Below are 24,560 nucleotides of genomic sequence, written 5' to 3' on the forward strand. Positions count from 1 at the left end.
GTGAAGCAGACGCAAAAATGCCAGAGGCCCCGCGATTGCGGAGCCTCTGGCATTTCTAGCTCACACCGGGTTCAACCAAATGGCCGCAACCCTTGACGCAGACCAAACAGGAACAGCAAAAGGTCCTGGTCCGGCGTGACCTGTGCCTGCTGCTGCGGTTTCGCTTCCCGCGGCAACGCGCACTGGTCGGCCATCTCAGCCTTGCTGAACACAGTCGGCCTCGGCTCTTCCCAGGCAGCCACCGCCACGGTGGTCACCGCCAGGCCAGCTACCAGGAACAAAGCTCGAGCTATTTCTAGTTTCATTACTCTAACCCTTTGACAGCGCTGCCAAACGCCATCTTGTAAAAGTAGAGCAGCGTCTGCCATTCGGCGTCATTGATCGACGAATGGCGGCGCAGCTGGCGCAGGTCGTTGCCTGCCGCACGCTGGCAGCTGATGCGCCGCCGGCACTTTTCCAGGTCCAGCAGTGCGACTTCGACCCGCGCCTGCTCGCCTTCGCCGATCACCTTGATGAATACGTGCTTGCCGTACAGGCAGCCGTGCTGCCAGTGCCCCAGGTGCATGCGCGCCAGGTTGTCCGCCAGGTCCTTGAGCATGCGCTCATGCACCACCTGCGGGTAACGCTCACGGGCACCTTCGGCATGCCAGGTGTCGAGTTCGACAAAGCCGTCCAGCGCCTCGCTCACCAGCAGCGCACGCCATTGGTGGTCGGCATCGCGCTCGGCACCACAAAAGACGATGCGGGGGACGCGAACGCCCAGTTGCTCGAAGCTGTTCAGTGCATCGAGTTCACGCAATACGGTTGGTCGCCCAAAAGGGTGCATAAGGCTGCGATAGATATGCCCGACCTGGCGCTTGGCATACAGCAACTTGCCATTGGCATCGTTGAGGCGTTGCACGCCACTTTCGCCGCCGCGGCGCTGGTTAGGCTCCTCGACCCACTCGCCCTGCTGGCGCCAGTAAAAATCGAACCGCGACTCCCCTTTCTGGGCTACAGCCATCAAACGCTACCCCTTACGCAATACGTAGACCCGCCACATGGCATAGAACGGCAGGAAGTCGAGGCGTTCCTGGATTCTGAAGCCGGCGGCCCTGAATTCTTCTTCGACCGTTTCGGCTGGTAACACGAAACGGTTCTGGTAATTGTCCTGCTCGGCCTTGGCACTGCGGCGTTGCTCCAGTTTTTTCCGGCGCCAAGCCTTGAAGTTGCCATCGACCCACAAAGACAAAATCACACTATCACGGCTAACACGTTGAAATTCCGAAAGTATGGTCTTTCTGTGCGCCGATTCGCCAATGTGGTGGAACAAGCGCATGCAGAAGATGCTGTCCACCGAGTTATCCGGCAAGTCAATGGCGAACGCTGAAGTTTGCAAAGGGCGTACCCGCGCCACCACTTCTGGCGGTTGCGCGGCACAGGCTGTCTCGATCATCGCCTCGGAGTTGTCGGCACCGATGATCACCCGGTTGGGCTTTTCTGCCAGCAGTGGCCAGAAACGGCCGGCACCGCACGGCAGGTCCAGTACCAGGCCGGGCTCGCCGGCCAATGCCAGGGCGCGACGCGCCAGCTGCTCATCTCGCTTGTGGGAAAGACGTCGCGCCAGGCCATCTTGGTGCTTGAGAAAGTACTCGCGGGCGTGGTCTTTGTCGTACTTCTCGGAAAATTCAAGCTTGATGGGGCTACGCATTGGGCATCTCCTGACTCCAGTGCCGCTCACCTTAGGTAAGCAAGCGTTGGAATCAGGTCATGCCAATGTGAAAAAAATGTCGCGCGCCCTTTAACCTGTTACAACGGATTACTCGGCCATGGCGTCCGGGCCGCCTTGGGCTTTGGTGTTGCTCAGGTCCACCTGGAAGCGGCAACCATGCGGCAGGGTCGATGTGAGGGTGACATGCCAGCCTTGGTCGTCGCAAATGCGTTGCACCAGCGATAGACCCAGGCCCAAGCCTTCGCCACGCCGCTCGTCACCGCGCACGAACGGTTTGAACATCGCCTCGCGCTGCTCTTCGGGGATGCCCACGCCACTGTCCTCCACACTGAAACCGTTGGCCTCCAGGCTCAGCCGGATGTAGCCGCTGTCGGTGTAGTGGGCAGCATTGCGCAACAGGTTACCCATTACCGACTGCAGGAAGGTAGCGTTGTACAGCACCGGGCTGGCGCTGATGCGGCCATCGAAATAGAGGGTCAGGCCCTTCTGCTCGATGGTATCGCGCCACACACCGATGAGTTCGTCGGCCACTTCGCGCAAGGTTGCCCGCGATGCCACCGCGCCTTCGTCACGTTGGGCACGGGCCAGCATGAGGAAGGTCTTGACCAGTTCGCGCATCTCTTCCGTGGCACGCGCTACCCGCTCTACCTGGCTACGCGCGCGGGCGTCGAGGTTGGGGTTCTCCATCAGCAGCTCGCAGGAAGTGGCCAGCACCATCAACGGTGTGCGCAACTCATGGCTGACGTCACTGGTGAACAGCCGTTCACGGGTCAGCGCATCGCGTAAACGGCCCAGGGTATCGTCGAAGGCCACTGCCAACTGGCCGACTTCGTCCGCCGCATAGTCCGGTGCCAGTGGCGGGGCCAGGCCCAGCAGTTGATCGCGATGGCGCACCTGGCGCGCCAGACGGATCACCGGTGCCATTACCCGGCGCGCCACCAGCCAGCCGAGGATGACTGCCAGCACCAGGCTGAGTAAGAAGCCCACCACCACCACCGCGAACAACACGCGCTCGCGTTCTTCGAAGTCGCTCTGGTCCTGCAGCAGCACGTAACGGCGGCCATCGACGATCTCGACCATGGCGTGGTATGACAGCTGGTCGCGGAATACTTCGTGGAAACCCCGGTCAAGGTGGCGCAAGTCCTTGGGCAGTTCGAAGTCGTCACGCCCGCCACTGAAGTAGAACAGCTGGTCGGGGCGCGGCCGGTGGCTCCAGTCGCTGACGCTGTCCATGCGCAGCAGGCGCTGCAGGTCGCCACCCAGCACAGAGGAAATCAGCCGCTCTTCAACCAGGTGCACGGTGGCGACGATGCCGAAGGCGAACGCCCCGGCCACCAGCGCGCTCATCAGGGCAAAGGCGATGATGATGCGCTGGGCAAGGCTTTGCTTAAACTCCATCGCGGCCCTCGGCGAGGCGATAGCCGACGCCATGGACGGTATGCAGCAAGGGTTTTTCGAACGGCTTGTCGATCACCTGGCGCAGCTGGTGTACATGGCTGCGCAGGCTGTCGCTGTCGGGGCAATCGTCGCCCCACAGGGCTTCTTCCAGTACTTCGCGGCGCAGTACGTGCGGGCTTTTCTGCATCAGCACGGCCAACAGCTTGAGGCCCACCGGGTTGAGCTTGAGCAGGCGGCCCTGGCGAGTAACTTCCAGGGTGTCGAGGTCGTAACTGAGGTCGGCCACCTGCAGGGTCCGGCGCCCTCCGCCTTGAGCGCGGCGCAGCACTGCTTCGATGCGCGCCGCCAGCTCAGACAGGGCGAACGGTTTGAGCAGGTAGTCGTCGGCCCCCGAGCGGAAGCCTTGCAAGCGATCATCCAGCTGGTCGCGGGCAGTGAGCATGATCACCGGTGTGTCGCGGCGGGCGTCTTCGCGCAGGCGCTTGCACAGGGTGTAGCCATCGATGCCGGGCAGCATGATGTCGAGCACGATGAGGTCGTAGTGTTCGGTGGCGGCCAGGTGCAGGCCGGACAGGCCATCCTGGGCGCAGTCGACGGTGTAGCCCTTCATGCCCAGGTAGTCGGCCAGGTTGGCCAGAATATCGCGGTTGTCTTCAACCAAAAGAATGCGCATCGGTTTCTCCTGTGCGGCGCTTCTCGCAGTGGTGCGCGGCAGGCGCAGCTTAAGGCCTATGCTTGCACGGTGCCAGCCCCCCGGAAAATTCACCCCACTTGACGGTTTTTTCACTGATCCTTCACGGACACAGGATAGCGGGCAGCCGACAATGCCCGATCTTTTTCGTGCCCTGGAGCCACCATGCAGCAACGAACCCGCCCTCGCCCTATCAATTTCTGGCTGTATCTGGGCGTCCCCTTGGCGACCGCGCTGGTCTTGATTCTGCTGGAGCTGACGTCAGTCGACATGGACGTGGCCAACCTGTTTTTCGACCCCGCTGCCGGGCAGTTCATCGGCCGCCACAGCTATTGGCTGGAAAACATCCTGCACGACCGGGTCAAGCAGGTGGTGATCTTGCTGGGGGTGATCTCGCTGCTCACCTTTGCTGGCAGTTTCTTCTGGAAGCGCCTGTTCGGCTGGCGCCGCGAGCTGGGCTGCCTGGTGCTGGCACTGGGCCTGTCAACGGCGTTTGTCACGCCGTTGAAGAAGGTGACCCAGGTACAGTGCCCGTGGAGCCTGACCCAGTTTGGCGGCACGGAAACCTACAGCAAGTTGCTGGAACCGCGGCCTGCTACCGACAAGCCTGGCCTGTGCTGGCCGGGTGGGCATGCGGCGACCGGGTTCTGCCTGTTCGGCCTGTTCTTCATGCTGCGTGATCGCAAGCCGCGGTTGGCGCGGGCAGCATTTGTGGTGGCTTTGCTGGCCGGTTCGGTACTCGGCGTAGGGAGGATGATGCAGGGGGCGCACTTCCTGTCGCATAACGTGTGGACGGCGGTGTTCTGCTGGTTGATCGGGTTGGGGTCGTATTACCTGGTTCTGTATCGGCGTGGAGTGGTGGAAGCGCCAGCTGTCGAACGTAGCGTCGCCTGACACTGGGGCCGCTTTGCGGCCCCAATGGCCCCAACAGGAAAAAGAAAAGCCCCGGTTCTCACGAACCGGGGCCTTTTTGATGGTGCAGGGGGTGAGGCTGGCTTACATCATGCCGCCCATGCCACCCATGCCGCCCATGTCAGGCATGCCAGCAGCTGGCTTGTCTTCTGGCAGGTCAGCAACCATGGCTTCGGTGGTGATCATCAGACCGCCAATCGAAGCAGCAGCTTGCAGGGCCGAACGGGTGACCTTGGCTGGGTCCAGGATGCCCATCTCGATCATGTCGCCGTATTCGCCGGTAGCAGCGTTGTAACCGAAGTTACCCGAACCTTGCTTGACCTTGTCGGCCACAACGCTTGGCTCGTCGCCGGCGTTGGCAGTGATCTGACGCAGCGGGGCTTCAACAGCGCGACGCAGCAGGGCGATACCGACGTTCTGGTCTTCGTTGTCGCCTTTCAGGTCGGCAATGGCCGCCAGGGCGCGAACCAGGGCAACACCACCGCCAGGCACCACGCCTTCTTCAACGGCTGCACGGGTAGCGTGCAGGGCGTCTTCAACGCGGGCTTTCTTCTCTTTCATTTCAACTTCGGTGCCAGCACCGACCTTGATCACGGCAACACCGCCAGCCAGCTTGGCCAGACGCTCTTGCAGCTTCTCACGGTCGTAGTCCGACGAGGTTTCTTCGATCTGGGCACGGATCTGCTTGACGCGTGCTTCGATCTCGGTGTCGGCGCCAGCGCCGTCGATGATGGTGGTGTTTTCCTTGGACAGGATCACGCGCTTGGCGTTACCCAGGTGCTCCAGGGTAGCGGTTTCCAGGGACAGGCCGATTTCTTCGGAGATGACCTGGCCGCCAGTCAGGACAGCGATGTCCTGCAGCATGGCCTTGCGACGGTCGCCAAAGCCTGGGGCCTTGACCGCAGCAACCTTGACGATGCCGCGCATGTTGTTGACTACCAGGGTAGCCAGCGCTTCGCCTTCAACGTCCTCGGCAACGATCAGCAGTGGGCGACCGGCCTTGGCAACGGCTTCCAGCACTGGCAGCAGCTCACGGATGTTGGAGATCTTCTTGTCGACCAGCAGCAGCAGCGGGCCTTCCAGCTCGGCAACCATGGTGTCCGGCTTGTTGACGAAGTATGGCGACAGGTAGCCACGGTCGAACTGCATGCCTTCTACGACGGACAGTTCGTTTTCCAGGCCCGAGCCTTCTTCAACGGTGATCACACCTTCTTTACCGACTTTTTCCATGGCTTCGGCGATGATTTCACCGATGGAGTTGTCGGAGTTGGCGGAGATGGTACCCACCTGGGCGATGGCCTTGGAGTCGGCGCATGGCTTGGACAGGTTCTTCAGCTCGGCAACAACGGCAGCAGTGGCCTTGTCGATACCGCGCTTCAGGTCCATCGGGTTCATGCCGGCAGCGACGGCTTTCAGGCCTTCGTTGACGATGGCCTGAGCCAGAACGGTAGCGGTGGTGGTGCCGTCACCGGCAGCATCGTTGGCCTTGGAAGCAACTTCCTTGACCAGCTGGGCGCCCATGTTTTCGAAGGCGTCTTTCAGCTCGATTTCTTTGGCGACGGAAACGCCGTCCTTGGTGATGGTTGGCGCGCCGAAGCTCTTGGCCAATACCACGTTACGGCCTTTCGGGCCCAGGGTCGCTTTTACCGCGTCAGCCAGAACGTTGACACCAACCAGCATTTTCTTACGAGCGGAATCGCCGAATTTTACGTCTTTAGCAGCCATGATCGTTTAATCCTTGGAATTCTTTGGAGTAACGGGAAGTCGGGGAAATCAGCCTTCGATAACGGCGAGGATTTCGTTCTCGGCCATGACCAGCAGGTCTTCGCCATCGACTTTCACGGTGTTGCTGCCCGAGTAAGGGCCGAAAACCACTTTGTCACCCACTTTCACGGCCAGCGCGCGAACTTCGCCGTTGTCCAGGATGCGACCAGTGCCGACGGCAACGACTTCGCCGCGGTTTGGTTTTTCAGCGGCCGAACCCGGCAGGACGATACCGCCAGCGGTTTTCGATTCTTCTTCGCTGCGACGGATAACGACGCGGTCATGCAGAGGACGAAGCTTCATTGTCGATCTCTCCCAAATTGTGGTTTTCATCGGCCGGTGTCGACACCGGCGGGTTGATGCTGTCCGGCGTTGCCGGGAGGTGGCCCGCATTGGGCGAACCACCTGAGTCATGTCTGGCGTTGCCACCAGAAACCTTGCGGTGACCACATACATGAGGCCGCCATATTCAATTACAAGGCTTGATATACAAAATTTTTCTTGAGGCTGAAAAACACCGGGGCCGCGTGTGCGGCCCCGGGGGTATCACTTGTCGCGGCGCTCGTACTCGCCTTCGATCACGTTCGGCCGGTGGCCACCGTCACGCGGCTGCGCCTGGAACGGGTCGTCCTGAAACGCACGCTGGCGCATGGCCTGGGCCTCGGCACGCTCGCGCATCTTGCGCGCAGCCAGATGGCGGGTGAACGGCAGCAGGCACAGCAGGCCCAGCACGTCGCTGATGAAACCCGGCAGCAGCAGCAGGCCACCACCCACGGCCAACATCATGCCCTGGAACATGTCCTCGGCAGGCAGCTCGCCGCGTTGCAGGCTTTCACGGGCACGCAGTGCGGTGGCCAGGCCGGCCACGCGCATCACCAGCACACCCAGGGCGGAGCCGGCGATGATCAGCAGCAGCGCCGGGAAGAACCCGATGGCCGCGCTGACCTTCACGAAGACGAACAGCTCCAGCACGGGAAACAGCAGAAGCAACAGTAGAAAAGCACGCATCAAAGCATTCCTCGTCGGAAGAGAACCTTCCTGTAGGACCTACAGATGGATGCGGGTGCTCGCTTTTTCAACCCTCTGCCTGCTCCACAGCCGGCCACTGGTCCGCGCGCGCCAGCAGCACCAAGGCTTCGCGGACTTGTGTCGGCGTGTTGCAAGTACTTGGGAACGGCAACCAGTGCACCGCCTGGCCGATGCGCAAGTGCATGCCTTCGCTGTCTACCCCCACCATCTGCGCCGGGGTATGGCGTGGCAGGTCGGTCAGCTCCACGTAGTGGGCGATGGCATTGGCGTGGTCACTGTTCATGTGCTCGACCATGCTCGACTCGGCCTTGCCGGCGAACGGGTTGGCCAAGGTTACCTGGTCGAGCCAGTGGATCGCGCCGAAGCCGCCAATGTAGCGATGGCGCACCGGCTGCAGGACCCAGAAGTCGAAATCGTGAGCCTTGTGATAGTTGGCAGCGTTCGGGAAATAGCGGTAATAGCGTTCGGCAGCCGCCTCGACAGCCGCTTCGTCGACCAACTTGTGCGCCTCGGCCATCACGGTCAGACGCCCCACAGCCTGCACATCTTCGGCCTCGCGCTCACCTACCAGCAGCGAGCACTTGGGGTCTTTCTGCAGGTTGTGGGTGTGCTGAGCGATGCGGCTGATGAGAATCAATGGATTGCCGTGGGCGTCCAGGCAGTACGGCACGACCGAACCAAAGGGGAAACCGGGCATCGACTTGGAATGGGTCGAGAGCACGCCACGGTACTCTTTGAGGAGCAGTTCCCGGGCGGGGCGGAGGGCGTTGGTACTCACTTGGGGATGGCTCCTGGCAACGGACTGGATGGGGACAAGATAAGCATTATCAGTTTCAGTGCCAATGGGGCTGCTGCGCAGCCCAATCGCCCCCGAAGATTTACCAGGTCACGCCGAAGCCTGCGGTATAGCGGGTCTTGTCCAGATCACTGTCGCGGGTGCCGGTGATGATGTCCTTCTCCGCCTTGAGGTTGAGCGAGGCCCATTCGGTAACTTTGTAGCGCAAGCCAACTTCGGCATCCAGCGAGTAATCGGCCACGCCCCCCAGCGGCTTGGCAAATTCGCCGTTGGTGAACAGTTGCACGTTCTTGCCGATCAGGTAGCGGGTGTAGTCCCACTTCACCGCCGCAGAGTAGAAGTTGTCCTTGGCGCCGTCCTGGTATTCGAAGTCGGTGCGGTTGATCAACGAACCCAGCGAGAATGCGCCCAGCTCGTTGTCCCAGAACTGATAACCCGGGCCGGTACCGACCGTGCGCTGGCGGGCCAGGTCTTCGATACGGTCTCGCTTGTACTCCGCTCGGCCCTGCCAGAACCACTTCTCGGTCATGAAGCGGTCCAGCGCGTACTCGGCGCTCCAGTTATCGGTGGTGGTGACGTCGTCCTTGCTCTCGCGGTTGTATTCGCCTTCGGCGTTGTGCCGCCAGCGGCCGTGGCGGGCGGTGGTCTTGAAGCCGACATCGTAATCGTCGGTGTCGTTCTCGGCGCGCTTGTAATCCAGGGCAACGTCCACGTTGCCCTTCCACACGAAGTCTTCGACCAGCGGCCTGGGCTTCATGATCTGCTCGATGCTGGCCAGTTCCACGGTCTTGGGCGCTTCGCCATTGGCCAAGGTGACTTTGCCAGGCTCGGCCGCTTTCAGCGACTTGGCCTTTTCCCCGGTGTAGGCGTCCTGCTTGACCAGCATCTCCTGGTCACTCTCCAGGGTCTGGACCTCTTTCCAGTCCAGCGCGATGGACCCGCCATAAGGGGTTTCCAGCAGCAGCTTGCCGCCGTCGAACACTTTGATCTTGCCGCTGAGGCGGTCACCGTTCTTCATCCACACGGTGTCGGCGAACACCGGGGCGGCGCACACGGAAGCAGCTAGCAAGCACAACAGGGATCTAGAATACATAAGCGGACTACGGGTTCGATTTGACGAAAAAAGCCGGGCATTATCCAGATACCGACGACCAGAGCAAGGACAGACCAAGCGTATGCCGTTGAGTTCAACTCTCATTTGCCGGACCACCTGTCCGGTTTCATCTGCAGCCCAACGGGGGCGTGATGTCTGATGGAGATCAGCCTGCGCTCGAATCCGCCGAGGGCCGACGAACGGCGCTATATTCAGTGCTGGGCCAGGTGCCTTCCGGCAAGGTGGTGAGCTATGGCCAACTGGCCGAGCTGGCGGGCCTTGGCCGTGCAGCACGGTGGGTCGGGCGCACCCTCGGGCAGTTGCCTGCGGACACCCGCCTGCCCTGGCACCGGGTGCTCGGCGCAGGCGGCCGGCTGAGCCTGGCATTGGGTACCCCGTCAGGGGATGAACAACGGGCGCGATTACGCGCGGAAGGTGTGAATGTAACCAACAATCGTGTGGATATGACGCGCCATGGCTGGCGCCCAATGGAGCACAGCGGTTAGAGTGCGCGCTTTGTTTTCGCAAACTTGAGGCAGATGTTGGCCCATGCCCCGTAAAACCTGGCGCGCTGCGCTTGCTGCCTATGCCAGCCCGTCAACCTTGGTACTTTTGCTGCTTGGCTTTGCCGCCGGCCTGCCCTACATGCTGGTGTTCTCCACCCTGTCCGTGTGGTTGCGCGAAGCCGGTGTTGCCCGCGAGACCATCGGCTACGCCAGCCTGATCGGCCTGGCCTACGCCTTCAAGTGGGTGTGGTCACCGCTGCTCGACCAATGGCGCCTGCCCCTGTTGGGTGGCCTGGGTCGACGTCGTTCGTGGCTGCTGTTGTCGCAAGCGCTGGTGGTCATCGGCCTGGTCGGCATGAGCCTGTGCGACCCGCAACAGCACCTGTCGTGGCTGATCGCCATGGCCGTGCTGGTGGCCTTCGCATCGGCTACCCAGGACATTGCTGTCGACGCCTACCGCCTGGAAATCGCTGACGATCAACGCCAGGCCGCGCTAGCTGCCAGTTACATGGCTGGCTACCGGGTGGCCGCCCTGCTCGCCACGGCCGGCGCCCTGTTCTTCGCCGAGTGGTTCGGCTCCACCGGTTTCAGCTACCTGCACAAGGCCTGGGCCGGCACCTATGTGATGTTCGGGGTCATGATGCTGCCCGCCCTGTTCACGACCCTGGTCATGCGCGAACCGCCGGTGCCCTTGCGCACCCAGCTGTCGGCAGCGCGCTACGGCTTGGTGCACCAGATGGCCTCAGTGTTCGTGCTGATCATCCTGCTGGTGTCGGTACCGGCCAGCTTTACCCAGATGTTCAATACCGGCTGGTCCAGCGTCATTTCCGGTGATGCCACGCCGCTTGACCTGCTATTGGAAGACCGTGCGTTCCTGCGCCTGATCCTTTATGTACTGCTGACCTGGGCGTGCTTGTCGAGCCTTGGCCGTCGCGGCTTGGCCCCGGTGCTGACGCCAGTCAACGACTTCATCACCCGCTACCGCTGGCAGGCGCTGCTGCTGCTCGGCCTGATCGCCACCTATCGCATGTCGGACACGGTGATGGGTGTGATGGCCAACGTGTTTTACATCGACATGGGCTTCACCAAGGACCAGATCGCCAGCGTCAGCAAGATCTTCGGCCTGATCATGACCCTGGTCGGCGCCGGGGTCGGCGGGCTGCTGATCGTGCGCTTCGGCATCATGCCGATCCTGTTCATCGGCGGCGTAGCTTCGGCCGGCACCAACATCCTGTTCCTGATGCTGGCCGACATGGGCCCGAACCTGGAAATGCTGGTGGTGACCATCTCGCTGGACAACTTCAGCTCCGGCATGGCCACGTCGGCCTTCGTCGCCTACCTGTCGAGCCTGACCAACCTGAAGTTCTCGGCGACCCAGTACGCGCTGCTCAGTTCGATCATGCTGTTGTTGCCAAGGTTGATCGGCGGGTATTCGGGGGTCATGGTCGAGAAGTTTGGTTACCACGACTTCTTCCTGATTACCGCATTGCTGGGTGTGCCTACGCTGATCCTGATTGCCCTGCAGTGGCGCCAGGAGGCTGGGCGGGGGACGCCGGTGGCAGAGGAAAACTCGGCGGCCGAGCGGCCCTGAAAGAACTCTATTGCCTGTACCGGCCTCTTCGCGGGCAAGCCCGCGAAGAGGCCGGTACAGGCAATAAAGATTACTGAGCGACAGCCCCTTCCCCAGGCCGCCCGCCTACGACAAACCACAGCGGCCACAGCGCCAACGCCCCCGCCACACCCGCCGCCAAGGCAAAGTGCAGCAAGCTGGCCCCGGCGCCGATCATGGCCAGCACTGCCCCGCCCAAGCCCAGCAAGGCAATGGTGATCATCCCCAGCATGGCCGACACCAGGCCCTTGCTCTGCTCGCTGGAGAACAACGTCATGCGGTACAGCACGGCGTTGGCTACACCCAACCCCAGCGCGTACAGCGACATGCCCGCCACCACGCTGGTCACGCTTGGCCAGTACCAGGTCGCGAGCACCATCAGGCTCAGGCCGGCCAGATAAGGCCACAGCGCGCCTCGCACCAGGGCCGGCAGCGGGTAGCGGTCGGCGATGCGGTTGATGATCAGGTTGCCCAGGATCAGCCCGCCAAATACCGGCAGCTGCCACAAGGCGTATTCCATTGTGCTCAGCCCCTCATCGTGAATCAGCAGCACCGGCGACAGGCCGATCCAGCCAATCAGCGGCAAACCGACCAGCCCCAGGGCAGCACTGCCGGCAACGAAACGGAGGTTGGCCAACAACTGGCCATAACCGGCCAGCAACGGCAGCAGGTGAATCGGCGTAAATGCCAGGCGAGAACCGTCACGGCGCTCCACACCCAGCGTTTCCGGCATCAACCGGTACAACAGCACCCAGGCCAGCACCGCACCGATGGCAAAGGCCACGAACAGCCAGCGCCAATCCAGCCACTGCAGCAGCAAGGTACCCACCAGCGGCCCGAGCAACGGCGACAGCAAGGCGATGTTGGCCAGCAGGGCCATCATGCGCACCGCATCAGCCTCGCTGAACGCTTCGTTCAAGGCCGGGTAGCTGACCGTGACCACGAAGCCCAGGCCGATGCCCTGCAACAGGCGCAACAGGTTGAACAGGCCGATGTCGTGGACCCAGAACGTGGCCAGGCAGGCCAGGCCGAAGCACGCGCAGCCAGCCAGCAACAGCGGGCGCCGGCCATAACGGTCGGCCAGCGGGCCGATCAGCCATTGCAGCACCACGCCCCCCAGCAGGTACAGATTGAGGGCATGGGGGATGTATTCGGGGCTGGCGTTCAGGTCGCCCACCACCACCGGCATGGCCGGCATGACTGCGTCGCTGGCCAGGTAGGTCAGCAGCTCGAACAGGGCCAGAGTGAGGCCGAACAACAAGGCGCGCAGGGGGGTGATGTAGAGCAGTGGTTTCATGATCGCGTATCGGGTGTGGCAGGAGGGGTAAGGCTATATGCCAGAAATGGCGCGATATTGCTGTGAACAAGTGTAAAAACCGGGGCCTTGCGCCCCGGTTTCAATGAGGTGTCACTGCGTTGCAGTCTCCTGCACCACGCGAATCACCCGCTGCGGGAACGGAATATCGATCCCTTCAGCCTTCAGCCGGTCACGCGCATGCTCGTTGAGCATGAACATTACATCCCAGTAATCGGCGGTCTTGACCCACAGGCGCAACGACACGGTGATCGAGCTGTCGCCCAGGGTGGAAATCACCGCCTGCGGTGCCGGGTCGGACAACACGCGGGGGTCCTGCGCCAGCTCCAGCAACACATTGCGGGCCTTTTGCAGGTCGGCCTCGTAGTCCACGCCCACATCGAACACCACCTTGCGCGTCGGCTGGCGGTTGGTGTTGGTGATGATGCCGTTGGACAGGCTGCCGTTGGGCATGATCACTGTCTTGTTGTCACCGGTGCGCAGCACGGTGTGGAAGATCTGGATGCTGTCGACCGTACCGGCCACACCCTGCGCCTCGATCCAGTCACCGATGCGGAACGGGCGGAACATCAGGATCAACACCCCACCCGCGAAGTTTGCCAGGCTACCCTGCAGCGCCAGGCCGATCGCCAGGCCTGCGGCACCGATAGCGGCGACAAACGAGGTGGTCTCGATGCCGATCATCGATGCCACGCTGACGAACAGCAGCACCTTCAGCACAATGTTCGACAAAGTGCTGATAAACCCTTGCAGGGCCGCATCGGCGCGCAACCCGGCCAGCTTGCCCAAGCGCGTGCTGACCCGGTTGATCAGCCACCAGCCAATGGCCAGTGTCAGCAGCGCCAACAGCAGGCGGCTGCCGTATTGCATGATCAACGGGATCCACGTCTGGGACTGGCGGACGAGCTGATCGACTTCAGCGTTCAAATCCATATTCATCTCCTGATGCCTGAAGGCATGTACACGGTAAAACCGGCCGCAACCCGCAACGCGGCCATGGAACCGATGGACATCATTTGGCCATCGGGGTTCCGGGCATTACCTGCATCAGTCGCGGAAGTTGTTGAACTGCAGCGGCATGTCGAATTCCTTGGTGCGCAGCAGGGCGATGGCTTCCTGCAGGTCGTCACGCTTCTTGCCGGTCACGCGCACTTGCTCGCCCTGGATGGCGGCCTGCACCTTCAGCTTGCCATCCTTGATGGTGGCAACGATCTTCTTGGCCAGGTCCTTGTCGATGCCTTCGCGGAACTTGGCTTCCTGTTTCTTTTCCTTGCCGGAGGCGTACGGGTCTTTGGTTTCCAGGCATTTCACGTCGATCTTGCGCTTGACCAGCGCCAGGCGCAGGATTTCCAGCATGGCTTCGAGCTGGAATTCTTCCTCGGCGGTGAGCATCACGGTCTGCTCTTTGTCCTTGAACTCGAAGGTGCCCTTGCCCTTGAGGTCGTAGCGGCGGTCCAGGTCCTTGATGGCGTTGTCGACCGCGTTCTGCACTTCGTGCTTGTCCAGTTCCGATACCACGTCGAACGAAGGCATGGTTGTTCTCCCAAAATAAAAGCGCGCTCAGGCTGACGATGGAGCGCGCTGGGTTTGACGGTTAAAATGCGGGCTCATTATAACGGGTTGCGAAACGCATATGAGCAGCACCTGGCATATTCTCGGCGCCGGCAGCCTGGGCAGCCTCTGGGCCTGCCGCCTGGCGCGCGCAGGCAAAGCTGTGCGCCTGATCCTGCGGGACGGTCAACGGCTGCAGGCCTACCAGCAAACCGGCGGCCTGACCTTGGTTGAACAGGACCAGCACCACCACTACGCCATTCCCGCCGAAACCGCGCAGGCGCAAGGCCCCATCCACCGCCTGCTGGTGGCCTGCAAGGCCTACGATGCCGCCCCGGCCATTGCCGGTGTGGCACACAGGCTGGCCGAGGGTGCCGACGTGGTGTTGCTGCAGAACGGCCTGGGCAGCCAGGACGACGTGGCCGACCTGGTGCCCCATGCACGCTGCATCTTCGCGTCCAGCACCGAAGGGGCGTTCCGCGAAGGCGACTGGCAGGTACGCTTTGCCGGCCATGGTTTCAACTGGCTGGGTGACCCGCGCCACCCGACCCTCCCCGCCTGGTTCGATGACCTGCATGACGCCGGCATCCCCGCTGAATGGACCGTGGACATCCTTACCCGCCTGTGGCGCAAACTCGCGCTCAACTGCGCCATCAACCCGCTGACCGTGCTGCACGACTGCCAGAACGGCGGGCTGCTGGGGCACCTGAGCGAAGTTGACGCGCTGTGTACCGAACTGGCCGAATTACTGCGCCGCTGCGGCCAACCGCAAGCAGCAGTCGAGCTGGACGAGGAAGTGCAACGGGTGATCCTCGCCACCGCAGCCAACTACTCTTCCATGTACCAGGACGTGCGCGCCGGCCGACGCACCGAGGTGCATTACCTGCTCGGCCATGCCTGCCGCGCAGCCGGGCGCCATGGCCTGCAATTGCCGCAGCTTGAACACTTGCGGCAGCGCCTGGTCGATAACTTGCGCACACGTGGCTTGCCCTGCGACTGATGCGGCCCTTCAACCGGATACGGACATTGCCTAGCCCATGACCTTGCGCCAACGCCTGGAAAACCTCCCGGTCGGGCAGAAGCTGCTGGCGGCCCTGCTGGTATTGCTGGTGACCATCCTGCTGGTGGCCAACCTCACCTTCATCAGTGCCGCCTACTGGATCACCCAGGAGAGCATGGCCCCGCAGGCGCTGCAGACTATCGGGCGGCTGGTGGCCAACCCGCAGCTTGCCTCCCGCGCGGGTGACACCGCAGAAACCGCCAACGCCCTGCTCAAGGAGCTGGACAGCTATACGCCATTACGTGCGGCCGCCGTCTACGGTGGCGATGGCCGCATGCTGGCGCAATTGCAGCATGGCGATCCGCTAACCCTGCCCAAGCGTTTTCGCAACATCGACGGCTGGCGCCTGATGGAGTTTCGCAGCACCCAGCTGATCCGCATCCCGCGCGACGCCAACCCGCCGGCGCACCTGCTGCTGGTGGCCAGCAGCGAGCTGCCCACCGCCTTCTACACCGGCACCCTCAGCGCCAGCCTGGGCATCCTGGTGTTCAGTATCCTGCTGTGGATCGTCATCGCCCGGCAGATCAAGCGCCTGATTACCCAGCCGATCAACCAGCTTGAAGAGCTCAGCCGCCAGGTCACCCGCGAAGAAAGCTACGCCCTGCGCGCCCGGCGCGGCAACGACGATGAAATCGGCAGCCTGGCCGATGCCTTCAACACCATGCTGTCACGCATCGAAGCCCGCGAGCAGCAGCTCAAGCGCGCCCGCGACGAGTTCCAGGATGCCTATGACCAGGCCCAGGGCCTGGCCGAGGAAACCCGCCACACCAACCGCAAGCTGGAGCTGGAAGTACAGGTACGCAGCAAGATCGAGAAAAAGCTCACGGGCTTCCAGAATTACCTCAACAGCATCATCGACTCGATGCCCTCGGCGCTGATCGCCCTCGACGAACAGCTCTACGTGACGCAGTGGAACCACGAAGCCACGGTACTCTCCGGCACACCACTGGACGAAGCGCTGAACCAACCGGTATTCATCGCCTTCGAACCGCTCAAGCCATTCCTTCCGCAACTGAAGGAAACGGTCGAGAAGCACCGGGTGGCAAAGATCGAGCGGGTCACCTGGCCCAAGGGCGACGACCTTCGCCACTACGCCCTGACCTTCTACCCGCTGACCGGCGGCGGCGGGCGCGGCGTGGTGATTCGCATCGACGACATCACCCAGCGGCTTTCGCTGGAAGAGATGATGGTGCAGTCGGAGAAAATGCTTTCAGTCGGTGGCCTGGCTGCCGGCATGGCCCACGAGATCAACAACCCGCTGGGTGCCATTCTGCACAACGTGCAGAACATCCGCCGGCGCCTGTCACCGGAGCTGCCGCGCAACCAGGAACAGGCCGAAGAGCTGGGTATCGACCTGCCAACGGTCAACCGTTACCTGGCCAGCCGCGAAGTGCCGCAATTGCTGGACGGTATCCAGCAGGCTGGCGCGCGAGCCGCCAAGATCGTCACGCACATGCTCAGTTTCAGCCGCCGCAGCAACCGCCAGCTGGTGCCGTGCGACCTGCCGGCCCTGATCGACCAGGCGGTGGAAATTGCCAGCAACGACTTCGACCTCACCATCGGTTTCGACTTCAAGGGCCAGGCCATCGTGCGCCAGTTTGACCCCACACTGGGTCCGGTGCCGTGCACGGCCAACGAACTGGAGCAGGTACTGCTCAACCTGCTGAAAAACGCGGCCCAGGCCATCCACCTGCGCCCTCAGCCGAGTGAACCCGGGCGTATAACCCTGCGCACGCGGCTGAATCCGCCTTGGGCGGAAATTCAAGTCGAGGACAACGGCGTCGGCATGCCCGAGGCGGTGCGCAAGCGCACCTTCGAGCCGTTTTTCACCACCAAGGAAATTGGCCAGGGCACCGGGTTGGGCCTGTCGGTCTCGTACTTCATCATCACCAATAACCATAAGGGGCAGATGGAAGTGCAGTCCACGCCCGGCCAGGGCACCTGCTTTACCCTGCGCCTGCCCCTCGGCCAGCCGGCGGCGCCGGCCAATACGGAGAAGTGACATGGGCTACCGCCTGTCGAAGATCTACACCCGCACCGGCGACAAGGGCGAAACCGGCCTGGGCGACGGTCGCCGGGTACCCAAGGACCACCCGCGGATCGAGGCGATTGGCGAGGTGGACAGCCTGAACAGCCAGTTGGGCGTACTGCTGGCGGGGTTGGTCGAGCAAGGGCTGGATGAGGTGAGCGCCGTGCTGGCGCCGTGTCAGCACCGCTTGTTCGACCTTGGGGGCGAGTTGGCAATGCCGAGTTACCAGGCGTTGAACCTGGCGGAGGTCGAGCGGCTGGAGGCGGCTATCGATGTGTGGAATGAGGAGCTGGGGCCGTTGAAGAACTTCATACTGCCCAGTGGTTCGGCATTGGTCGCTCAGGCGCACGTATGCAGGTGTCTGGCACGCAGTACGGAGCGACGGTGTCAGCAGCTGAATGCGGTGGAGCCACTGGAGGGCGTCGGCTTGGCGTATATCAACCGGCTTTCGGATCTTCTGTTTGTGGCGGCCCGGATCATTGGGCGGCGGCAGGGCATTGCTGAAGTGCTGTGGCAACCTGCCGAGAAGCCTCAGAGCTGATATTGCCGGGGCTGCTTTGCAGCCCCAATTGCTCAGATTTCAGGCCAGAACGCCCGGATCCCGGCCACACCTTGTGCACCGGCTTCCCAAGCCTGCTCGCGTTCACCGGGCCCTACCCCACCCAGCAGGTAGACAGGCTTGTTGAACCCGGCGATCAACCGCTGCGCCTCATCCCAGCCCAACGGCACCGCCTCGGGATGAGTCTGGGTCGCCTGCACGGGCGACAGGGTGACGAAGTCCACGCCCATCTGCTCCGCCAGCGCCAGCTCCTCAGCGCTGTGGCACGACGCTGCCAGCCAACGTTCTTTGGGGAATGGCCGGCCCTTGGCCGCGTACTTGCGCAACTGCGCCGCCGTCAGGTGCCAACCCGCCGAGGGGAAGTCACCCAGCCACTCCAGCGGCCCCTTGAGCATCAGCTGTGCCTTACCCGCACACAGCCCTACCGCATCCACCGCCACATCGCGGTACTTGGGGTCGTACATGTCCGGGGCACGCAGCTGGATCAGCCGAATACCGCTGGCCACCGCCTTCTGGATGCCCTTGAGCATCTGCGGCACTTCCAGGCCATCCGGGGTAATCAGGTATTGGTCCGGCAGGCGCGCAGCGGCAACGATCGGCTTGTTGGCCTCCGGGAATTCGTACTGCGGCAAGTCGCGCGGGGCCACCCATTCCAGCGGCTGCCCTTCGGCGCCATGGGGTTCGCCGGTGAACGCGTCGACCTCGCGCACGTCCAGCAGCACCTGCTTGTCCGGGTAATCATGGCTGACCTTGATCAGCGCACGCGAACGGGTCACCTCGATGCCCAGTTCCTCGCGCAGCTCACGGGCCAGCGCCGCTTCCACGCTTTCGCCCGGTTCTACCTTGCCGCCGGGAAACTCCCACAGGCCGCCCTGGTGCTGGGTATCCGCCCGGCGTGCGATCAGAATACGGCCGTCATTGCCGCGAATCACGGCAGCTACTACATGAATCCGTTTCACCCTTCACGCTCCGCCAGGCCTGCCTGCTGCCAAGCCTTGAAGGCTGGCCACTGATAAATGGTCTCGATGTAGGCGGCCGCCTCTGCTGGCACCGCCACGCGGTAGGTGCGTAGGCGTACGGCCACCGGGGCGAAGAAAGCATCGACCAGGCTCGGCTTGCCGAACAGGAACGGGCCGTTGTCCTTGGCCACCACGCGGCATTCGGACCAAAGCGCGACGATACGGTCGATGTCGACTTGCACGTCCAGTGGCACTTCGTCCAGGGCCCTGTCACGCGACAAGTCGAACGGCATGGCGCCGCGCAGGGCAAAGAAGCCGCTGTGCATCTGCGCGCAGGCAGAGCGGGCCTGGGCACGGGCAGCGACATCGGCAGGCCACAGTTGCGCGTCAGGGTGCTGTTCGTTGAGGTATTCGCCTATCGCCAGGGAGTCGGCGATCACACCGTGCTCGGTCTTGAGCAGCGGTACCTTGCCAGTGGCGGAGAATGCGAGGATGCGCTGACGGGTGTCAGGCTGGTTGAGTTTGATCAGGGTTTCTTCGTAGGGCACGCCAGCCAGCTCGAGGGCCAGGGCGCCACGCAGCGACCAGGAGGAATACAGCTTGTCGCCGATGATCAGGTGATAGCTCATGGTTCGGCTCCATCAGGTTTGTATTGCAAAACCCGCAGGCTGCTATGCAGCCTTTCGCGGGCAAGCCCGCTCCTACAGGGATCGCACCGCCCCTACAGGCAGTGCAAAACCTGTGGGAGCGGGCTTGCCCGCGAAGGGGCCTTAGGATCAGTACATCAAGTACGGTACTCGGCGTTGATCTTCACGTATTCGTGGGACAGGTCGGTGGTCCAGATGGTTTCGCTGCACGCACCACGGCCCAGCTCGATACGAATGGTGATCTCTTCCTGGGCCATCACTGCCGAACCTTGCGCTTCGGTGTAGCTTGGGCTGCGGCCGCCCTGGCTGGCGATGCACACGCTGTCCAGGTACACGTCGATCAGGCTCACATCCAGCTCCGGCACGCCTGCACGGCCAACAGCCGCGAGGATACGGCCCCAGTTCGGGTCGGAGGCGAACAGTGCAGTCTTGATCAGCGGCGAGTGGGCCACGGCGTAGCCGACGTCCAGGCATTCCTGGTGGTTGCCACCGCCGTTGACCTGCACGGTCACGAACTTGGTAGCACCTTCGCCGTCACGAACGATGGCCTGGGCCACCTCCATGCACACTTCGAACACCGCCTTTTTCAGCGCTTCGAACAGCGCGCCGCTGGCTTCGGTGACTTCTGGCAGGTTGGCCTTGCCGGTGGCGATCAGCATGCAGCAGTCGTTGGTCGAGGTGTCGCCGTCGATGGTGATGCGGTTGAACGACTTGTTGGCGCCGTCCAGCATCAGGTCCTTGAGCACCGCCGGAGCAACCTTGGCGTCGGTGGCGATGTAACCGAGCATGGTGGCCATGTTCGGGCGGATCATGCCTGCACCCTTGCTGATACCGGTGACAGTCACGGTCACGCCATCGTGCTGGAACTGGCGGCTGGCCCCCTTGGGCAGGGTGTCGGTGGTCATGATGCCGGTGGCGGCTTCAGCCCAGTGGTTTTCCGACAGGTTGTCGAGGGCGGCCTGCAGTGCACCTTCGATCTTCTCGACCGGCAGCGGCTCACCGATCACGCCGGTGGAGAACGGCAGTACCGACTCGGCCGGCACGCCAGCCAGCGCGGCCAGCTTGGCGCAGGTACGCTCGGCAGCCGCCAGGCCTGGCGCGCCGGTACCGGCGTTGGCATTACCGGTATTGGTCAGCAGGTAACGCACGGTGCCCTGTACACGCTGCTTGGACAGGATCACCGGCGCTGCGCAGAACGCGTTGAGGGTGAACACACCGGCCACGCTGGAGCCTTCGGCACAGCGCATCACCACCACGTCCTTGCGCCCAGGGCGCTTGATGCCTGCAGAAGCGATGCCGAGTTCAAAACCCGGAACCGGGTGCAGGGTGGGCAAAGGACCAAGACCAACAGCCATTAGAGCGCTCCTAGAAAACGGTGAATATGGAAAAAGGGGGCCGCAATGCGGCCCCCAGGGTTGTCACGATACAGCAATCAGGTCAGATCACTCGATCTGGCCATGGCAATGCTTGAACTTCTTGCCCGAACCACACCAGCACGGCTCGTTACGGCCCAGCTTCTGGTCATTGCGCACCGGCGCCGAGGCTACTGCCACTTCGGCACCTTCTTCGCTCAGTTGCTCGCTTTCCAGGCCCGGTGCAGCGGCATGCTGAAACTGCATGCGGCTGGCCAGTTCCTCGGCCTCGCGGCGCAGACGGGCTTCTTCCTCGGCCGGGTCTTCGCGGCGAACCTGAACGTGCGACAGCACGCGGATGGTGTCGCGCTTGATCGACTCGAGCAGCTCCTGGAACAGGGTGAACGACTCGCGCTTGTATTCCTGCTTCGGGTTCTTCTGCGCATAGCCGCGCAGGTGAATACCGTGACGCAGGTGGTCCATGGTCGACAGGTGGTCTTTCCACAGGTCGTCCAGCACGCGCAGCAGGATCTGCTTCTCGAAGGTACGCAGGGCGTCGATACCGGCCTGGTCTTCCTTCTCGGTGTAGGCCGTGGTGATTTCGTTCAGCAGCTTCTCGCGCAGGGTCTCTTCGTAGAGGTGATCGTCCTCGTCGAGCCACTGCTGGATCGGCAACTTCATGGCGAAATCGCTGGCCAGCGACGCTTCCAGGCCGGCCACGTCCCACTGCTCGGGCAGCGACTGCGGCGGGATGTGCTGGCTGATGGTAGCGTCCAGCACTTCCTTGCGGAATTCGACGATGGTGTCGCCGATGTTTTCGGCGGCCAGCAGGCTGTTGCGCATGTGGTAGATCACCTTGCGCTGCTCGTTGGCCACGTCGTCGTATTCGAGCAATTGCTTACGGATGTCGAAGTTGCGGCCTTCGACCTTGCGCTGGGCCTTCTCGATGGCGTTGGTGACCATGCGGTGCTCGATGGCCTCGCCCGACTGCATGCCCAGTGCCTTCATGAAATTCTTCACCCGGTCAGAGGCGAAGATGCGCATCAGGCTGTCTTCCAGCGACAGGTAGAAGCGACTGGAACCCGGGTCGCCCTGACGGCCGGAACGGCCCCGCAGCTGGTTGTCGATACGGCGCGATTCGTGGCGTTCGGAGGCGATCACATGCAAGCCACCGGCTTCGATCACCTGCTGGTGACGCTTCTGCCAGTCGGCCTTGATTTGCGCGATCTGCTCGGCGGTCGGGTTTTCCAGGGCGGCCACTTCGGCTTCCCAGTTACCACCCAACAGGATGTCGGTACCACGGCCGGCCATGTTGGTGGCGATGGTCAGCGCGCCCGGGGCACCGGCTTGCGCGATGATCTCGGCTTCCTTCTCGTGGTACTTGGCGTTCAGTACCTTGTGGTCGATGCCTTCCTTCTTGAGCAGGTTCGACATGTGCTCGGACGTTTCGATGGTCGCGGTACCCACCAGGATCGGCCGGCCCTGCTTCATGCTTTCCTTGATGTCAGCGATGATCGCAGCGTATTTCTCGTCGGCGGTCAGGTACACCAGGTCGTTGAAGTCTTTACGCGCCAGTGGCTTGTTCGGCGGGATCACCATCACGTTCAGCGCGTAGATCGATTGGAACTCGAACGCTTCGGTGTCAGCGGTACCGGTCATGCCGGACAGCTTGGTGTACAGGCGGAAGTAGTTCTGGAACGTGGTCGAAGCCAGGGTCTGGCTCTCGGCCTGGATGTTCAGGTTCTCTTTGGCTTCGATGGCCTGGTGCAGGCCCTCGGACAGGCGACGACCCGGCATGGTACGACCGGTGTGTTCGTCGATCAGCAGTACCTGGCCGTCCTGGACGATGTACTCGACGTTGCGGTGGAACAGCTTGTGCGCGCGCAGGCCAGCGTAGACGTGGGTCAGCAGGCCCAGGTTGTGCGCCGAGTACAGGCTCTCGCCCTCGGCCAGCAGGCCGGCCTGGGTGAGCATTTCCTCGATGTACTGGTGACCGGCTTCGTTCAGCTCGACCTGACGGCTCTTCTCGTCGATGGTGAAGTGGCCTTCCTGGGTAACCTGGCCTTCCACTTCCTCAATGTGCTGGGTCAGGCGCGGGATCAGGCGGTTGATCTCGATGTACAGCTTGGAGCTGTCTTCGGCCTGGCCGGAAATGATCAGCGGGGTGCGCGCTTCGTCGATGAGGATGGAGTCGACTTCGTCGATCACGGCGAAGTTCAGTTCACGCTGGAACTTCTCGTCCTGGCTGAACGCCATGTTGTCGCGCAGGTAGTCGAAACCGAATTCGTTGTTGGTGCCGTAGGTGATGTCGGACGCATAGGCCGCGCGCTTTTCTTCCGGCGGCTGGAACGCCGAGACGATTCCGACCGACAGGCCGAGGAATTCGTACAGCGGGCGCATCCAGTTGGCGTCACGGCGGGCCAGGTAGTCGTTGACGGTGACCACGTGCACACCCTTGCCGGACAGTGCATTGAGGTACACGGCCAGGGTACCGACCAAGGTCTTGCCTTCACCGGTGCGCATTTCTGCGATCATACCCTCGTGCAGGGTCATGCCGCCGATCAGCTGCACGTCGAAGTGGCGCATGCCCATCACGCGTTTGCCGGCCTCACGGGCCACGGCGAAGGCTTCAGGCAGCAATTGGTCCAGTGTCTCGCCTTTGGCCAAACGCTCCTTGAACTCTGCGGTTTTGCCCCGCAGCTGTTCGTCGGAGAGGGCCACCATCTTCTCTTCGAAGGCATTGACGATACTCACCGTCTTGAGCATGCGTTTCACTTCACGCTCGTTCTTGCTTCCAAAAAGTTTCTTTAACAAAGGCGCAAACATATCGGCAGGATCTTCCACACGTAGGGATGGAGGGCGGCCCCATGAGTCGCCCGTGCAGCCCTGAGGCCGCATGCGAACGAGCATTCTACCCGGAAACGATGGTGAGGAAAGTGGTGGATTTCCACGATGCTATTACAGCGTTTTGGCGGGGGCTTGTCTTAGATAGGGGCATTTTCCCTGAGTTCAAGGCTTGGCAACATGAAAGGTATCGAGAATTAGTCTTATCTTCTGCTGCCCGCGAAGAGGCCGGTGCAGGCTATAGAGGTGTTAAACTGCTGACCACGTAACCTCATGCATACCCCATGACCTACAAACCCTCCCCCGCCCAGCCACCTTCCGCCCTGCTCCGCCAGGTGCGCCCGCTGCGCCTGCTGCTGAACCAGGCCGAGCGCCTGGAGCACCTGCAGCGCCTGCTGGAAAGCCAGCTGCAACCGGCCGCCCGCGAACACTGCCATGTCGCGTCCTGGCGCGATGGTACCTTGCTGTTGGTGGTTACCGACGGCCATTGGGCAACGCGCCTGCGCTACCAGCAAAAGCGCCTGCTGGCGGCATTGCAGGCCATGGAAGCCTTCGGCAACCTCCGGCGCATCCTGTACAAGGTCCAACCGCCGCTGGTGCCGGCCAAGCGCGGCGGGCATGCTGCCGAACTCTCGAACAGCGCCGCCGAGAGCCTGCGCGACACCGCCGAGGGCATCACCGACCCCAAGCTGCGTGCCGCACTGGAACGGTTGGCTGCCCACGCCAACAGCAAGG

At 62.4% G+C, this 24,560-nt stretch carries 24 protein-coding genes; 7 read left to right on the top strand and 17 right to left on the bottom strand.

Annotated elements, in window-relative coordinates; translation table 11 throughout:
- Positions 1 to 71: 71 nt before the first annotated feature.
- From APH36_RS06795 to colR, 5 genes are all read right to left on the bottom strand, one after another.
- A complete protein-coding gene (locus APH36_RS06795) occupies positions 72 to 305 on the bottom strand; it encodes a hypothetical protein (protein WP_060498005.1) in 234 nt (77 codons plus the stop codon).
- Positions 305 to 1,003: a lipopolysaccharide kinase InaA family protein gene (locus APH36_RS06800; protein ID WP_016713590.1), complete on the bottom strand. Its 699-nt coding sequence runs from the start codon at positions 1,001 to 1,003 to the stop codon at positions 305 to 307. Before APH36_RS06800 ends, APH36_RS06795 begins: the two co-directional genes overlap by 1 nt.
- Before the next feature lie 6 nt (positions 1,004 to 1,009).
- Positions 1,010 to 1,690: a class I SAM-dependent methyltransferase gene (locus tag APH36_RS06805; RefSeq protein ID WP_019098319.1), complete on the bottom strand. Its 681-nt coding sequence runs from the start codon at positions 1,688 to 1,690 to the stop codon at positions 1,010 to 1,012.
- A gap of 108 nt (positions 1,691 to 1,798) precedes the next feature.
- Positions 1,799 to 3,109, bottom strand: coding sequence for a HAMP domain-containing sensor histidine kinase (locus tag APH36_RS06810; protein ID WP_060498006.1), 1,311 nt, complete (start codon positions 3,107 to 3,109; stop codon positions 1,799 to 1,801).
- A complete protein-coding gene (colR, locus tag APH36_RS06815) occupies positions 3,099 to 3,782 on the bottom strand; it encodes a two-component system response regulator ColR (RefSeq protein WP_003255215.1) in 684 nt (227 codons plus the stop codon). The genes APH36_RS06810 and colR overlap by 11 nt, the downstream gene beginning before the upstream one ends.
- Positions 3,783 to 3,965: 183 nt before the next feature.
- Between colR and APH36_RS06820 the strand changes: the two genes are divergently transcribed.
- Positions 3,966 to 4,694 carry a phosphatase PAP2 family protein gene (locus tag APH36_RS06820; RefSeq protein ID WP_060498007.1) on the top strand — a complete coding sequence of 243 codons (729 nt, stop codon included), beginning with the start codon at positions 3,966 to 3,968 and terminating at the stop codon, positions 4,692 to 4,694.
- 102 nt (positions 4,695 to 4,796) lie between these two features.
- Here APH36_RS06820 and groL read toward each other — a convergent pair whose 3' ends face one another.
- The 5 genes from groL to APH36_RS06845 all read right to left on the bottom strand — a co-directional run bounded on the left by groL (position 4,797) and on the right by APH36_RS06845 (position 9,394).
- Positions 4,797 to 6,437, bottom strand: a complete 1,641-nt coding sequence (gene groL / locus APH36_RS06825; RefSeq protein ID WP_060498008.1) for a chaperonin GroEL — start codon at positions 6,435 to 6,437, stop codon at positions 4,797 to 4,799.
- A 48-nt stretch (positions 6,438 to 6,485) separates the two neighbouring features.
- Entirely contained in the window at positions 6,486 to 6,779 is a 294-nt protein-coding gene (locus APH36_RS06830; protein WP_003260750.1) for a co-chaperone GroES, read from the bottom strand.
- Positions 6,780 to 7,022: 243 nt separating this feature from the next.
- Positions 7,023 to 7,484, bottom strand: coding sequence for an FxsA family protein (locus APH36_RS06835; protein WP_060498009.1), 462 nt, complete (start codon positions 7,482 to 7,484; stop codon positions 7,023 to 7,025).
- A 67-nt stretch (positions 7,485 to 7,551) separates the two neighbouring features.
- Entirely contained in the window at positions 7,552 to 8,283 is a 732-nt protein-coding gene (locus APH36_RS06840) for a HugZ family protein (RefSeq protein ID WP_060498010.1), read from the bottom strand.
- Between the two features lie 100 nt (positions 8,284 to 8,383).
- Positions 8,384 to 9,394, bottom strand: a complete 1,011-nt coding sequence (locus APH36_RS06845) for a DUF481 domain-containing protein (RefSeq protein ID WP_060498011.1) — start codon at positions 9,392 to 9,394, stop codon at positions 8,384 to 8,386.
- A 152-nt stretch (positions 9,395 to 9,546) separates the two neighbouring features.
- On the opposite strand from APH36_RS06845, the gene APH36_RS06850 reads away from it, so the two are divergent.
- Together APH36_RS06850 and APH36_RS06855 are read left to right on the top strand one after the other, a co-directional pair.
- Entirely contained in the window at positions 9,547 to 9,900 is a 354-nt protein-coding gene (locus APH36_RS06850) for an MGMT family protein (protein WP_060498012.1), read from the top strand.
- A 43-nt stretch (positions 9,901 to 9,943) separates the two neighbouring features.
- A complete protein-coding gene (locus APH36_RS06855) occupies positions 9,944 to 11,491 on the top strand; it encodes an AmpG family muropeptide MFS transporter (RefSeq protein WP_060498013.1) in 1,548 nt (515 codons plus the stop codon).
- Between the two features lie 70 nt (positions 11,492 to 11,561).
- Here the strand turns inward: APH36_RS06855 and APH36_RS06860 are convergent, their stop codons facing one another.
- From APH36_RS06860 to APH36_RS06870, 3 genes are all read right to left on the bottom strand, one after another.
- A complete protein-coding gene (locus APH36_RS06860; RefSeq protein WP_060498014.1) occupies positions 11,562 to 12,806 on the bottom strand; it encodes an MFS transporter in 1,245 nt (414 codons plus the stop codon).
- Between the two features lie 111 nt (positions 12,807 to 12,917).
- Positions 12,918 to 13,757 (bottom strand): mechanosensitive ion channel family protein, encoded by an 840-nt coding sequence (locus tag APH36_RS06865; RefSeq protein ID WP_016713578.1) that lies wholly within the window; start codon positions 13,755 to 13,757, stop codon positions 12,918 to 12,920.
- A 114-nt stretch (positions 13,758 to 13,871) separates the two neighbouring features.
- Entirely contained in the window at positions 13,872 to 14,357 is a 486-nt protein-coding gene (locus APH36_RS06870; RefSeq protein ID WP_016713577.1) for a YajQ family cyclic di-GMP-binding protein, read from the bottom strand.
- Positions 14,358 to 14,457: 100 nt separating this feature from the next.
- Here APH36_RS06870 and APH36_RS06875 point away from each other — a divergent pair, with 100 nt between their 5' ends.
- From APH36_RS06875 to APH36_RS06885, 3 genes are read left to right on the top strand one after another with little or no spacing between them, the layout of a single operon-like run.
- A complete protein-coding gene (locus APH36_RS06875; RefSeq protein WP_060498015.1) occupies positions 14,458 to 15,375 on the top strand; it encodes a putative 2-dehydropantoate 2-reductase in 918 nt (305 codons plus the stop codon).
- Between the two features lie 37 nt (positions 15,376 to 15,412).
- The gene (locus APH36_RS06880) at positions 15,413 to 17,437 is read left to right on the top strand and encodes an ATP-binding protein (protein WP_060498016.1); all 2,025 of its coding nucleotides are present in this window, start codon (positions 15,413 to 15,415) and stop codon (positions 17,435 to 17,437) included.
- Between the two features lies 1 nt (position 17,438).
- On the top strand, positions 17,439 to 18,005 hold the full coding sequence (locus APH36_RS06885; protein ID WP_060498017.1) for a cob(I)yrinic acid a,c-diamide adenosyltransferase: 567 nt from the start codon (positions 17,439 to 17,441) through the stop codon (positions 18,003 to 18,005).
- Positions 18,006 to 18,037: 32 nt separating this feature from the next.
- Here APH36_RS06885 and APH36_RS06890 read toward each other — a convergent pair whose 3' ends face one another.
- The 4 genes from APH36_RS06890 to secA all read right to left on the bottom strand — a co-directional run bounded on the left by APH36_RS06890 (position 18,038) and on the right by secA (position 23,807).
- Entirely contained in the window at positions 18,038 to 18,982 is a 945-nt protein-coding gene (locus APH36_RS06890) for a Nudix family hydrolase (protein ID WP_060498018.1), read from the bottom strand.
- Positions 18,979 to 19,611 (bottom strand): glutathione S-transferase family protein, encoded by a 633-nt coding sequence (locus APH36_RS06895; RefSeq protein ID WP_060498019.1) that lies wholly within the window; start codon positions 19,609 to 19,611, stop codon positions 18,979 to 18,981. The genes APH36_RS06890 and APH36_RS06895 overlap by 4 nt, the downstream gene beginning before the upstream one ends.
- A 155-nt stretch (positions 19,612 to 19,766) precedes the next feature.
- Positions 19,767 to 20,984 (bottom strand): bifunctional glutamate N-acetyltransferase/amino-acid acetyltransferase ArgJ, encoded by a 1,218-nt coding sequence (gene argJ, locus APH36_RS06900; protein WP_060498020.1) that lies wholly within the window; start codon positions 20,982 to 20,984, stop codon positions 19,767 to 19,769.
- 87 nt (positions 20,985 to 21,071) lie between these two features.
- Positions 21,072 to 23,807 (bottom strand): preprotein translocase subunit SecA, encoded by a 2,736-nt coding sequence (gene secA, locus APH36_RS06905; protein ID WP_016713569.1) that lies wholly within the window; start codon positions 23,805 to 23,807, stop codon positions 21,072 to 21,074.
- A gap of 302 nt (positions 23,808 to 24,109) precedes the next feature.
- Here secA and APH36_RS06910 point away from each other — a divergent pair.
- Positions 24,110 to 24,560, top strand: a 451-nt coding sequence (locus APH36_RS06910; protein ID WP_060498021.1) for a DUF721 domain-containing protein, incomplete at its 3' end; no start/stop codon positions are given.

This window comes from Pseudomonas sp. NBRC 111133 (assembly GCF_001320605.1).
Lineage (GTDB): Bacteria > Pseudomonadota > Gammaproteobacteria > Pseudomonadales > Pseudomonadaceae > Aquipseudomonas > Aquipseudomonas monteilii.